Genomic DNA, 13,785 nt, shown 5'->3' with positions numbered 1-13,785 from the left:
CTAGCCCACTCAATCCGCGATCAAGCTCGTGAGCGTTCATGCTGTTCGTAAAATGCGAGCAAATCGTCAATCGCCATAGGCTTTGCGAAGTGGTAGCCTTGCATATATTCACAGCCTACGTCTCTTAGATAATTAAGCTGAGATTCTGTCTCGACACCTTCTGCAATACACTTCATGTTTAAGCTTTGCGCCAATAAATAAATGGTTCTAATGATAGATTTATTCGCGGGTTTTGCGCTCATATTGCGTACAAACCCTTGGTCAATCTTTATAATATCAAGAGGGAACTCATTCAGATACGTGAGTGAAGAAAAGCCAGTGCCGAAGTCGTCGAGTAGCAATATAAAATCAGCCCGCTTCATTTCGTTGATAGTTGCTCGTGCCTTAACCATATCAGACATAAAAATTGACTCGGTGATTTCAAGTCTTAAGCAACGATTAGTAAGACCATGCGCTTTTAAAATCTCAGTGAACTGGTGTGCGATATCTGAGCGTAAAATATGTACCGCGCTTAAATTAAGAGATAAATAAAAGTCTGGTTCTTGTGTAAACAATGGACGCAATTCTATTAAGGCTCTGATAAGCGCTTGCTCAGTCAAGGTTTCGATCAAGCCGCTTTCTTCAGCGATTGGAATAAAATCGCATGGAGGAATTAGCATGTCATTATTGCGCCAACGCATGAGTAACTCAACGCCTGCAAGCTGACCCGTTGTGGTATTGATGATAGGCTGATAGTGATTGAAAAACTCACCGTCTTTAACTGCCGTTTTCATTGCGGTTTCTAACCGAAGCTTTTTACTGATCTCTTCATTCATTGTCTCAGTAAAGAACTTGAATGCATTTCTTCCCGATTGCTTTGCATGGATCATGGCGATATCCGCGTTACGGATTAAGGATTCTGAGTCCGGTGCATCAAACGGGTAAACTGCAACGCCAATACTGGCAGATACACTCATGGTGATCCCATCAATTTCGATACGTTCGGGTATGTGCTTCACTAAGCGGGAGACTACCTCGCTCACATATTCGATGCTAGGGAAGGACTTAATTAGCACAAGAAACTCATCGCCACTCTGCCTTGCTAAGATACAATTATTGTTAATTTGCTCTTTGATCCGCTTAGTTATCGCGACCAGTAGTTTATCGCCAATATGATGTCCATAGGCATCATTAATTGGTTTAAATTTATCTAAGTCAATAAAGAGTAGGGCACAGCTTTGCTGTGTGTTGTTTGCGTTAAACAGCGCAAATTCAATGTGCTGTAGCATTAAGCTGCGATTCGGCAGCTCCGTCAAAGCGTCGAAATTGGCGAGATATCTAAGTTCATTCTCGGCTTTTTTCTGCTCAGTCAAATCGGTAACAACGACCACGAAGTATTGGAGATTCACATTGTCCTTGGAAACCGCGCTAATGCTTAGTTGAACTGGATGCACTTTATCCCAGCCGTCTGTAACTTGAACTTCCTGTCTTAGATATTGATTTGGTCCAAGAGATTTTAAATTTGCAATTAAACCGTGGAACTTCTTTTGCCCGATGGCATTAACAAAACGCTCAGTCGTTAAGTCGTTTAACGCTTCGTTTTCCTGCAGTTGAAATGCTCTACAGAAGCTACTATTGACCGAAATGGGCTGTAAGTTAGGGTCTAAGATCACAATCCAATCGTTCACTTGGCTGAAGGCCTCACCCAGCATATTTGCGCGCATCTGGTTCGCTTTTTGCGTGGTTACATTGGTATAAATACCGTGTAGTTCAGTGGCTTTGCCTTGTGCGTCAAACTCTGCGACTTGGCCAAAGTCGTGAAACCAGTGCCAATTATTATCAGTGCAGCGCAGTCGATAAGATAGAGAAAGCTGCTCTTTGGTCGGGTTAGAAATAAATTTCTTCCAAGCACGCTCGACAACTTCTCTATCATCTGGATGAATGGCGTTATAGTGTTCTTGCAACGTCATAGTATCACTCTCAAAGCCAAGCGCTTCGGCGCGCTGCTGTGTGATTTGGCGTGCAACGACATCTGCTGACCAAACGCCGCTTTTGGTTGATTTCAACGCCAGCTTCGTTTGCCTTCCTGCATGCGTAACGGCTTTAAGTGCGGTTTCAAGCTGACGTTGTTTCTGTTTGTGCTTAATAACGACGAGCGATATTAGCGCGAATGCACTTAGACTGTATAAGATTAATGCAACAGGCGAGCGCCATGGAGAGTGAGCAACATGAAAGCGCAAGTTGAGTGCATTGCTCAGGTCATCACCGTCAAGCGAATGCGGTGCAACGATTAACTGATAATCACCAGGGAGTAATTGATTTAGAAATACTTTGTTTCGTTTTAAGTTTGAAAACGTAAGTGCACTTGGACCATGCAAAGAAGCTTGGTATTGAATATGATGATTGGCATTGAAGTCAAAATCAGAAAACAGTAGCTCAATGCCCATGTCATCAAACTTAAAATCAAATGCTTGCAATATTGCATCAGGTGCTAAGTAGGTTTGATCCCTGCTTAAAATATCCATTTGAGTGACCAGTAGTGGGCGGCGCTTAACCGCGCCATCTGAAAACTGTTCCGGATCGAAAGTGATAGAGCCGTTGACTGTACCGAACATCAGCTTGCCAGATTCAAGTGCTGCTGCTGCCCCTCCGTTAAACTCAAGCGTCGGCAGGCCTTGATTCGTTCCAAAGGTTTCCAATACTTTATTTATTGGATCGAATTTAAACATGCCGCGTTGACTGCTGGCCCAAATCATTCCATCTCTATCTAACTGGAGATTGTAGATAGCATTACTCATCAAACCTTGTTCAGTCGTTAGCTTGTATTCTTCGGCGTAAGTATCTTTATTGATCCCGACTAGACCTTCGGTTGAGGTCGCCAACCATAGTGTTCCAGATCTATCTACTACCCAACTATTAACGGCGGAGACCAAGTGCTTATCCGATTTGTTGTAAATTGTTGTTAGGGTATCTGTTGACTCATTATATTTGACCAAACTGATGTCCGTACTTATCCAATATTCATCGTTAGTCGTATCCAAAGGCGGTAGGATCAAAAAGCTCTGTGCCGCTGCCAGCTGCTTTGACAGTCCTTCTAATGCCCGCACTGTACTAGTGGCAGCATCATATTCATAAAACCCGTTGCTATTGATAAATGGAAACTTACTTTCTGAGTACTTAGCAATACCCCAGCTATATGGTTCAAGTTTGTCACCATTTTCAAGCGTAATTGGGTTTAGCTGTTTGGTGTCGGTGTTAAATAGTGCGGTCTCTTGAGTTGTTTGTATAAGAAATGTATTTTTGTCGAAATATGAAGAATTAAAAATAGAGAATACAGCATCTGCTCCGTACAGCGCTTTTGGGTCTCTATTTTGCAGGTAACTGGATTTCAATTGCTGGGTGCTCAAATCAAACTCATTAATGCCGTTATCCGTACCGAGGAGTACCGTGTTATTGTTGGTAGGGTGAATCGACCAGATATTGTTATTGGCAAACCTGTCTTGGGTGTTTATAAATGTTGTAAAGCGCAGCGAGCTTGAAGGCCATAAATATGCACCATCATTATACGTGCCCATCCATAGGTTATTGTTTCTATCTGCGTAAAGGTTAGTGATACTGGGGTTGGTGAGACGATATTGCCCTTCGGTTAAGGAAAGCACCTTTGAACTGGTTTTTTTTCTTCTATCAATAAGCAACAATCCATGTTCGGTAGCAATAAACTCGCCATAGGGAGTGATTTGATGTCCCCAAATATTTTTCTCAGGAACGAGCTCATAGCTTTTTGAAGCAACAAGTGTTTGATTACTGACTGGAATTACAAATAAGCCTTCTACAGTACCAACGAGTAACCCCAACGATGGGTCGCGTTTGAGTAATTTAACATCATGACTGAGTTCTGACTTTGAATCTGTGTAATTTATTTGCTCTACATTGCCGGTCGCAAGAGAATAGGTGAATAGACCTTCCGTTGTACCAATAATCACAAAATTACCGATAACGTTTATGGCGCGAATGTAGCTACTTGGTGCGAAGTGAGTGAGTAATTCTGACTTTAACGTATCGCGATCTAATGTGTAGAGGTCACTTTCAATGGAGAAGATGATATTTTCTCGATGAGCAATGGCTGTAGCGATGGGTTTTGGAGCTGCGTTGTTGTCTTGACGTTTACCGTCGTAGATTTGTTGAACTGTGTAGTCATTAACATTCAGTAAAAACGCACCGCTGATACCAGTAGAGATCAGTAACTCGTCATTCGAGATATTGAATAACCCAACTATTTCTTGCTCATCAAGACCCTGAGAGGCTGCAATACTAACGATTTGATTGCCGTCATAGCGGTTTAAGCCTTGAAGAGTACCGATCCAAATAAAGCCATGTTTATCTTGTGTGATGGCGGTGATTGCTGATTGACTTAACCCCTCCTCAACAGAGAAACGAGAAGTATATTGACCGAAGTTATGGGCGTGGCTAGGCGCGACTATGCAACACAAAGATAATAATATAAAAAAACACAATAGCGCTTGCTTCATTAAAAGACCTTTCTCTATCCAATCTCATTTAGTCCTTTAACAACATGTTACCAAATCAAACTAAGCTGATCCGCGCTAATAAAACTGTTAGCGGTGACGCGAAGTCTAGCGGAAATGCTAGATTGAAATCAACTTAAACCTTGGTTTTTATGCAATATATTTAACAATTTATACATGTTTAAGGTTTGTCATTTGTAGCAAACAAAACAATCTTCTTGGGTGAAAGTGCACCCAAACTCTCATGTTTAAAGTGAAACTCATCTGGTTAAATTAAGCGTAGCAGTTTTACTGGATTTTTCTTAATTTTATAGAAATAAACGTCGGCTTGAGTACGACGTTTTACGAAGTGTGAATAACGAAGTCTTTGCTGCAGCTTACAAAGAAAAATAATTCGCATTTATAGCTAAGGTATGTGTTGATAATTGTTATCGTTTAGATTAGACTTGTTTTCAGTTAATGAGTTTGAGATTGGTTTTCATTTATGTACGTGTGCATTTGCCATGGTGTTACAGATAAAAAGATTGCAGAGACGATAGACGATGGTGCTCGTTCAATGCGTGATCTTAGCCAGACATTATCTGTTGGTAAGCAGTGTGGAAAGTGCTGTAACTGTGCGAAGAAAATTCTAAATGAAAAGCTGATTGCGATTGTTGATGTCACTGATCAGGTTGCGTAACAGTACATTATCACGCAACCTCAATTAAATACTTATAGTTGAGACTGTAAGTAGTTTTCTATTCCCATCACCTTAATTAGATGTTGCTGAGTTTCAAGCCAGTCAATTTGCTCTTCTTGCTCGTTTTGGATTTTATCTAACGCTTCACGGCTGATGTAATCTTGCTTTTCTTCACACAATTTAATTGCTGCTTGGAGGTCGACCAAAGACGCTTGCTCAAATGCCATATTGCAATCAATCATCTCAGCGCTGTTTTCACCAATTTTTAAACGACCTAAATCTTGTAAGTTAGGAAGGCCTTCCAAGAACAAAATTCGCTCGATAAGGCGGTCAGCGTTTTTCATTTTTTGTATTGAGACTTTATAATCCGCTTTGTCTAACTGGCTAAAACCGAAGTCTTTAAACATACGTGCGTGCAAAAAGTATTGGTTGATACCTACCAACTCATTGGCCAAAACTTTATTAAGCGCTCCGATTACTTCTCTATCACCTTTCATTTGTCGAGTCCTTAATATTAAAGCTGAGATTGGATATAATTCGGAGCACCGATAAGATCAATCAGGCGAATTTGCTGCTCTAGCCAGTAAACATGATCTTCTTCTGTATCAAACAACAGCTTTTCAAGCGTTTCTCGAGATTGGTAATCTTGCTCTTCTTCACAGATTTTGATTGCTTCTTTAACGCATTCGACAACTTCAAGCTCTAGTTTTAGGTCGTTTTCCATCATGGACTTAACATCTTGGCCGATGAGTAGATCACGACGTTTTGTCATGTTAGGTACCCCTTCCAAGAAAAGAATGCGTTTGATCAACCAATCTGCATGCGTGGTTTCTTCTTCACGTTCGTGCTCAAGGCGTTGGTATAGTTTGCTCAACCCCCAATCTTCGTACATACGTGAATGGATGAAATATTGATCGATAGCTGCAAGCTCATTGGCTAATAGCTTATTGAATGCGTCGATGACTTTTTGTTTACCTTGCATGCTGTTACCTCAAACTGTGAATATGCGGCTAGTCTAACGGATTTATGTGATGTGTCAATGAAAAATCTTTATAAAACATAGTGTTATATATTGATTATAATTCGCATTTAAGTTGATGTTTTGGCCTAACAATGCAAATTATTGTTATTTCATTTTGAGTAGGATCAGTAATGACAGCAAAAAATAAGACTTAAAGCTTAGCGCTACTATTGACAGAACAAGTGCAGGTGGTAAATTGACAACGATCTTTTGTTTTAAAGAGAAATGTAGATTTGAATAAGCTAGTTTTGATTTTTGTGATGCTTCTACTTGCGGTGCAATCTGTGAGTGTATTCGCGTCTGAATCTAGCTTCCATCAAATCGAAGTGTCTCACCTCCAACATACTCACGATCATGCTGAAGATGTGCAAGCAGACCCCAGCGACCATCATACAAAAGACTGCCACCACTGTGGCCATTGCAGTGGGACGCATTTGAATTTAGTGATTTTAAAATCTTTTATCCCCTTTGAAATGCGACCAAATAGCGAAATTTATCCTCAATCAGATACTAAAGTGCGTGCTTTTGTAGAGCAAGCACATCGTCCACCGATCGCTTAAGTCGCGGTTATCATTGAAGGCGTGAACTCAATTTAACTTCACTAACCTGTGTTTAGGTTAATGCGTAAATTGATAAACCCAACTTAGCGCAAATTCGTGTTAGTGAGCAAACAACTAGACCTGTTTTCTATGCTTATGTGTTTTGCTTTCAGTGATATTGCCCACTCCGTTTATACCAATTGTATTAAGTAAATGAGCTACTTTAACACCGGTTGGTATTACTCCTTCTTAGCTGATGACGTTGATTACAGATAAATCACGTCTGCTTGAGAAGCGCATTCTTGTTTACGAATTGGCACTGTAAAAGCAATGCTTGGTGCAATTCGCTACACAAGCTAACGGTTTTGAACGTCAACTTACGTTCTTGAGTAAAAGAGTATCGAATGACAAACTTTAAAATTTTCTCCATCTATTTCGCGGTGAACGCGCTTTTTAGCTCGCTGGCATATGCCGGCGACGGTCATGAAGAACATGAAGAGGAAGAAAATGCCATCGTACTAACGCAACAGCAGATGCGTTTTGCTGGAATTCAGACCAAAGAAGTCAAGCTGGAAAGCCATGAGCGTTTTTATTTTGCACCTGGGGAAGTAAAAGCCAATGGCTATACCAGCTATTTAGTATCGCCAAGAGCCGATTCAATCGTGTTAAAGCGACACACTACGCTTGGCTCTATGGTTAATGTTAACGACCCACTTATCACCTTATTCTCGGAGGCAATGGCGCAGGCCCAAGCGCAGTATTTGGTCGCTTCAACAGAATGGGATAGAGTTAAACGGTTAAGTAAAGAAACCATCAGTGAGCGTGAACGCGTTCAAGCAAGTGCCGATTTTAGTTCGGCTTATTCAAAGTTGTTAGCACTTGGAGTAACAGAAAAAGAGATTAAAGAAATAGCCACTAAGCCCGCCAGTGAACTTGGCCAATATACGCTCGTTGCTGAGCGCGAGGGGGTGGTGACTCAAGATGCCTTTACTCAGGGCCAGCATGTTGCTTCTGGCACAACTTTAATGGCAATCACTGATGAAAGCGAGCTATGGGTGGAAGCCCGTTTACAACCGAACTCTCAACTTTCGTTAGCGGTTAACTCTAAAGCATTGATTGGCATAGAAGATCAGCAATATGCGGCTCGAGTTATCCAAGAAGCGCATACAATCGACCCCATTACTCGAACCAGACAGATCCGCCTATTGGTTGAAAATAGTGACGACAAGCTACACGCAGGGATGTTTGTTAACGTCAACTTTATCATACCGTCAAAAGAGCCAACCATTGCGTTACCTGCAGACGCGCTAAGTCGTGGGCCTGACGGCGATTGGGTGGTGTACATCGAAGAAGCACCCGGCGAGTTCCATCCCAAAGAAGTGACTTTAGGTGAAGACTTTGGCGCTCAGGTTGAAGTTATCGGTTTGGCTGTGGGTGAGCGCGTGGCCGTAACCGGGGCGTTCTTTATTGCCTCAGAGCAAGCCAAATCAGGCTTCGATCCGCATAACCATTAAGGGGAGCCTCATCATGTTTAATCGAATTATCGATTGGTCTGTAAACAATCGGCTTCTAATTATTCTTTTTTTACTCGTTATCACGGCAACTGCTAGCGTGACTATTCCAAAACTCAACTTAGATGCGTTTCCCGATGTAACGAATGTGCAGGTTGCGGTGAATACTGAGGCGCCGGGACTGGCAGCGGAAGAAGTTGAGCAGTTAATCACCTATCCCATTGAGGCTGTGATGTATGCCTTGCCTGATGTGCAGCAAGTGCGTTCAATTTCTAAAACTGGTCTATCTGGCGTTACGGTAGTATTTAAGGAAGGCACCGATATCTATTTTGCCAGACAGTTGGTATTTGAGCGCCTCCAAGCTGCAAAGGAGTTGATCCCAAGTGGTGTGGGTACGCCGGAAATGGGGCCAAATACCTCAGGGCTTGGTCAAGTATTTCAATATATGCTGATGAGCGAGCCGAACTCTGAATATGATGCAATGGCCTTACGTAGTCTCAATGACTGGGTGGTCAAGCTGCTAATAATGCCAATTGACGGAGTAACTGATGTATTGGCCTTTGGCGGCGATGTGCGCCAGTATCAAGTCAATATCGACCCAAATAAGCTATTGGCTTATGCGCTCACTCAGCAAGATGTGGTGAGTGCCATCGAGCGTAATAACCAAAATGTCGGCGGCTGGTATTTAGAGCGCGGTCAAGAGCAGTTGGTGATCCGCGGAACTGGCTGGTTTCAAAGTGGGGAGAAGGGGATCCAGGAGATTGCCAACGTGCCCGTCAAAACCATTGATGGCACGGTCGTGACTGTGGCTCAGGTTGCTACTGTATCGATTGGTGGAGAAATCCGTCAAGGCGCTGTCACGATGTCTAGAAAAAGCGCCTCTGGTGGAGTGGAACAGCTCGGTGAAGTCGTAACAGGCATAGTGCTAAAGCGAATGGGAGCAAACACCAAAGCAACCATTGATAGCATTAATAACCGCGTGGAACTTATTAATAAAGCACTACCCGAAGGGGTAAGGTTTGAGCCGTTTTACGATCAGTCTGATTTAATCAGCAAAGCAGTACAAACTGTCGTTGAAGCCTTGGCACTGGCATTTATTTTTATCGTTGTGGTGCTCGCGCTGTTTTTAATGAATCTGAGAGCGACTTTTCTGGTGCTCATTTCAATTCCTATTTCAATTGCCATTGCACTTGTGGTTATGGCGTGGCTTGGCGTATCGGCCAACTTAATGTCGCTAGGTGGTATCGCAGTCGCGATAGGGATGTTAGTTGACGGCTCAGTGGTGATGGTAGAAAACATCTTTAAACACCTAACAAGGCAAAAGGAAAGTGATGACTTCTCTGTAGGACTCATTGTTGAGCTCGCAGGAAAGGAAGTGGCAAGGCCAATCTTTTTTGCTGCCAGTATAATCTTAGTAGTGTTCACCCCGTTATTTAGTTTTGAAGGGGTTGAAGCTAAGTTATTTCAACCCATGGCAATCAGTATTATTTTGGCTGTTGTTGCGGCGATATTTGTTGCCCTTATCATTGTCCCAGCGCTTGCGACCTACTTATTTAAACATGGCGTTAAAGCGCGAGAGAGTATAATTCTCGTCGCGCTAGAAAAAGGCTACCGCTGGACGTTAAATCGAGTGTTGCATAGGCAAAAGTTGTTGATGGCAATCGTCATATTATTGATGGCGGCGGCCGGTTTTACGTTCACTAAAATTGGTACCGAGTTTGTCCCAGAGCTTGAAGAAGGCACCATCAACCTAAGGGTAACGCTAGCGCCTTCCGCCAGTCTTGAAACCGCGCTTAATGTTGCGCCTGAGCTGGAAAAAATGCTGCTCACTTTTCCTGAAGTAAACTACGCGCTAAGCAGAATTGGTCGAGCGGAGATAGGGGGCGATCCTGAACCGGTAAATAACATTGAAATCTATATTGGCCTTGCGCCAGTAGCACAGTGGCAAAGCGCAAATAATCGCTACGAATTACAAGCTTTGATGGAACAAAAACTATCGGCTTATCCCGGCTTACTGTTTAATTTTTCACAGCCTATTGCGACGCGTGTCGATGAATTACTCTCAGGTGTTAAAGCGCAGTTGGCGATTAAGTTGTTTGGCCCTGACTTAGCTGTGCTTGCAAAAAAAGGCAAGGAAATTGAAGCGGCCGTGGTGCAAGTTGAAGGGACTGAAGGTGTACAACTTGAGCAAATAGCAGGTGAGTCACAGCTGATCATCACCCCAAAACGTCAAGCGTTATCGCGCTACGGTTTAGCTGTCGGAGACGTAATGGCATTAGTGCAAGATGGCGTTGGTGGCAGTAAAGCGGGGCAGGTCATCAACGGTAACGAACGCTATGATATTTATGTCCGCTTGGCACCCAAGTACCGTCAAAGCAAACAGACTATTGAAGAAATACGTTTACAATCAAGTTCAGGGGCGTGGATCCGGTTGGCTGATGTTGCGAATGTTGAATATCAATCTGGTCCTCCGCAAGTAAGACGAGATGACGTTCAACGTCGAGTGGTGATCCAAGCTAATGTGCAAGGTCGTGATATGGGCAGTGTAGTAAGTGATATTCGCGCGGCTATTGATAGTAAAGTTGACTTACCAACAGGTTATGGTGTTGAAATCGGTGGTCAATTTGAAAACCAGCAACGAGCACAAAAACGCTTGGCAATCGTGGTGCCGTTATCTTTGGCGCTAATAGCACTCTTGCTTTACTTTGCATTTGGTTCAATGGCTCAGGCTGCGCTTATTTTAGTGAATGTGCCGCTTGCGGTCATTGGTGGGGTATTTTCTTTATATATCTCAGGACAATATCTCTCGGTCCCAAGCTCGGTTGGGTTTATCACCTTATTCGGTGTCGCGGTACTCAATGGTGTGGTCATGGTTGAGAGCATAAACCAGCGATTGGCTGCGGGAGAATCGCTTCATTCGGGTGTCTTTGAGGGAGCAATTTCAAGGCTTAGACCCGTGCTTATGACTGCGATAACCTCAGCGCTGGGACTTATTCCCATGCTGCTATCGACAGGAGTGGGCGCTGAAATTCAAAGGCCGCTTGCCAGTGTAATTGTTGGTGGATTATTAACGTCAACCTTGCTGACGTTGTTTGTATTGCCAGCACTTTATCCACTATTCTCAAAGCAAATTAAAAATTCGTAATGCCCGTGGGGGCCATTGAAAGTGGCCCCTTATTCGGATCAATAAATAGGATTGAGTATGTCTCACGCACATCATCACCATCATGGAAATAAGCTCGGTTGGGCCGTATTTGTTAATATTCTACTGAGTGTCGCGCAGGTCGTTGGTGGCATTCTTTCTGGTAGTCTCTCTTTGGTTGCTGATGCGCTACATAATTTAAGTGACGCCGGTGCGCTTATTATCGCGTTAGTCGCGCAAAAAGTTGCAAGAAAGCCGGCCTCACTTGAACTCACTTATGGCTATCAACGTGCTGAAATAATTGGGGCGTTAATTAATAGTGCGACACTCATCGTTGTTGGGGTTTATCTGTTATTCGAGGCGATTTCTCGATTTTTAAATCCAGAGCCAATTGATGGCTGGATAGTGGTGTGGCTCGCGGCCTTGGCGTTAGTTATCGATGTTATCACAGCACTTATTACTTATTCTGCAGGTGCAAAAACCAGCCTAAATATTCGTGCGGCATTTATTCACAATGTTTCTGATGCTGCGGCTTCCGTTGCAGTGATCGTGGCTGGAACATTAATCATCTTATATCAATGGTATGTGGTGGATCTTATCGCCACTGTATTGATCTCCGCATACGTGATTTACCATGGCGTTGAACTGAGCAAAAGTAGTATTAGAATTCTCATGCAGGCGACGCCAGATAATGTGAATATTCAAGAGGTTAAGGAATACCTTGAGACTCAAGAGAATGTTAAGACAGTAAGCCATATTCATGTTTGGCAGCTCAATGAGCATGAATATATTTTAGAGGCGCAAGTTGTCATTACGTCCTTGAGCGACCAAAGCACGCTAGCGCGGTTAAAAGAGAGTTTACAGTCGCGGTTTGGATTGTCGCATACCACACTTGAATTAACCGAGGACTCTTTGGTAACACATCAGTGTGTAGAAATTAAATAAACACAAATGAAAATAGTTTGCATTAATGTTTGTGTGATCATATAGTGCCCCAATAGCTCATACTGGTTTGCTTGCACAAGTAAGCTAGTTCGGTATAAGGGTAAAATATGAAAAATCGCATGGACCTTAGTGCAAATCGCTTAGCAAGCGGAGCTTGCGCGTTATCTTCAGTGTTGTCACCTTGGCAAGCTAAAATACTCTCTGGTAATCAAGCATATCAAGCGCAAATATTTCTGCGTGCCCGTGATGAATATCAGGTTGCATTGACACTCGCGACAGGTATTTTAGATGAGTTTTTATTATGCCAAAAGGACAGCGTCGTGATGAGTGCCATAGAGCACAGTTTACCAGCCGTCGTAGTATCCGCACATAATCTAGCTGATACCTTTATTGCGCTTGACCAACCAAATAGAGCGTGCCAGCAACTTATCTCAATCCATCTGAAGATACATGCAACCTACCTCGAATATAACAATGAACTTGCGCCTACCGTCTTACATCATTTGCATAAAACTCGACAAGAGCTGATCCATTTTGCAACACGCTATCCTCATTTACCTGAGCTTATTCATCAAATTAACGAAGCGATGCTGGTAACGCACCAGCATTCTCGCGTTTTACATTAACATTTGGAGGTCGAATGGCTTATACCTTACCTGAATTACCGTACGCATATGATGCACTGGAACCACATATCGACGCGAAAACGATGGAGATCCATCATACTTTGCATCATCAGACATATATAAATAAAGCAAACGCAGCATTAGAGGGGACGGAGTTCGAGGGTAAAGACACCGAAACGTTGCTGAGAAACATTAAAACGTTACCTGAAACCTTACAAAAAGCAGTGCAAGAACATGTCGGCGGGCACAATAACCATAGTTTGTTCTGGCAAATTATGACTCCGAATTATGCGCCTTTGTGTGATGGGCCGTTAAAACAAGCGATAGAAAGTGAATTCGGCGGTTTTGATAGCTTTAAAACTGAATTTACAAACGCTGCTGTCAGCCGATTTGGCAGTGGCTGGGCATGGTTAGTTGTAGATGAAAATGGCAAGTTAGCGGTGACGAGTAGTCTTAACCAAGATAGTCCCTACATGGAGCAGCACACCCCAATATTGGGTTTAGATGTGTGGGAACATGCCTATTACCTCAAATATCAGAATCGTCGACCAGAATACATCGCCGCTTTTTACAACGTCATTAATTGGTCTGAAGTCGAGCGCAGATATAATCAAGCAATAGGTTAGTACTTTTTCCTCAGTTATTTAACCTGAGGTTTGGGTAAGTAATGAGCTAACATATAGTTTTAAAATTTATCTTGAATGACTTTCTGTCTAGCCAGAGAGTTTTAGGGATAACACCGCTTCCGCGTCCTGCTCTCGCTAAGGTACCTACTTCCTGTAGGCAAGGCGAATTTACGCATTAATAGCGGGCTATT

General features: G+C 42.9%; 10 protein-coding genes. 7 read left to right on the top strand and 3 right to left on the bottom strand.

Annotated elements, in window-relative coordinates; translation table 11 throughout:
* Positions 1–20 precede the first annotated feature (20 nt).
* Positions 21–4,508, bottom strand: a complete 4,488-nt coding sequence (locus L1271_RS10840; protein ID WP_235367842.1) for an EAL domain-containing protein — start codon at positions 4,506–4,508, stop codon at positions 21–23.
* A gap of 481 nt (positions 4,509–4,989) precedes the next feature.
* Here L1271_RS10840 and L1271_RS10835 point away from each other — a divergent pair, with 481 nt between their 5' ends.
* Positions 4,990–5,184 (top strand): (2Fe-2S)-binding protein, encoded by a 195-nt coding sequence (locus L1271_RS10835; protein ID WP_010607506.1) that lies wholly within the window; start codon positions 4,990–4,992, stop codon positions 5,182–5,184.
* Between the two features lie 32 nt (positions 5,185–5,216).
* Here L1271_RS10835 and bfr (L1271_RS10830) read toward each other — a convergent pair whose 3' ends face one another.
* Both bfr (L1271_RS10830) and bfr (L1271_RS10825) read right to left on the bottom strand, forming a co-directional pair.
* Positions 5,217–5,681 (bottom strand): bacterioferritin, encoded by a 465-nt coding sequence (gene bfr / locus L1271_RS10830; protein ID WP_102058584.1) that lies wholly within the window; start codon positions 5,679–5,681, stop codon positions 5,217–5,219.
* 17 nt (positions 5,682–5,698) lie between these two features.
* The gene (gene bfr, locus L1271_RS10825) at positions 5,699–6,166 is read right to left on the bottom strand and encodes a bacterioferritin (protein WP_010607507.1); all 468 of its coding nucleotides are present in this window, start codon (positions 6,164–6,166) and stop codon (positions 5,699–5,701) included.
* Between the two features lie 272 nt (positions 6,167–6,438).
* Between bfr (L1271_RS10825) and L1271_RS10820 the strand changes: the two genes are divergently transcribed.
* The 6 genes from L1271_RS10820 (at position 6,439) to L1271_RS10795 (ending at position 13,594) form a co-directional block, all read left to right on the top strand.
* Positions 6,439–6,765 carry a DUF2946 family protein gene (locus L1271_RS10820; protein WP_010607508.1) on the top strand — a complete coding sequence of 109 codons (327 nt, stop codon included), beginning with the start codon at positions 6,439–6,441 and terminating at the stop codon, positions 6,763–6,765.
* A 383-nt stretch (positions 6,766–7,148) separates the two neighbouring features.
* A complete protein-coding gene (locus L1271_RS10815; RefSeq protein ID WP_010607509.1) occupies positions 7,149–8,258 on the top strand; it encodes an efflux RND transporter periplasmic adaptor subunit in 1,110 nt (369 codons plus the stop codon).
* 13 nt (positions 8,259–8,271) lie between these two features.
* Positions 8,272–11,400, top strand: coding sequence for an efflux RND transporter permease subunit (locus L1271_RS10810; protein WP_235367841.1), 3,129 nt, complete (start codon positions 8,272–8,274; stop codon positions 11,398–11,400).
* 57 nt (positions 11,401–11,457) lie between these two features.
* Positions 11,458–12,342 carry a cation diffusion facilitator family transporter gene (locus L1271_RS10805; RefSeq protein WP_010607511.1) on the top strand — a complete coding sequence of 295 codons (885 nt, stop codon included), beginning with the start codon at positions 11,458–11,460 and terminating at the stop codon, positions 12,340–12,342.
* 107 nt (positions 12,343–12,449) lie between these two features.
* Positions 12,450–12,968: a hypothetical protein gene (locus tag L1271_RS10800; protein WP_010607512.1), complete on the top strand. Its 519-nt coding sequence runs from the start codon at positions 12,450–12,452 to the stop codon at positions 12,966–12,968.
* 14 nt (positions 12,969–12,982) lie between these two features.
* Positions 12,983–13,594: a superoxide dismutase gene (locus tag L1271_RS10795; protein ID WP_010607513.1), complete on the top strand. Its 612-nt coding sequence runs from the start codon at positions 12,983–12,985 to the stop codon at positions 13,592–13,594.
* Positions 13,595–13,785: the final 191 nt, after the last annotated feature.

The sequence above is a fragment of the Pseudoalteromonas sp. OF5H-5 genome, assembly GCF_021530695.1.
In the GTDB taxonomy this organism is placed as follows: Bacteria; Pseudomonadota; Gammaproteobacteria; order Enterobacterales; family Alteromonadaceae; genus Pseudoalteromonas.
Note: the sequence above shows the minus strand (reverse complement) of the source record. Positions and strands in the feature narration are given on the sequence as shown.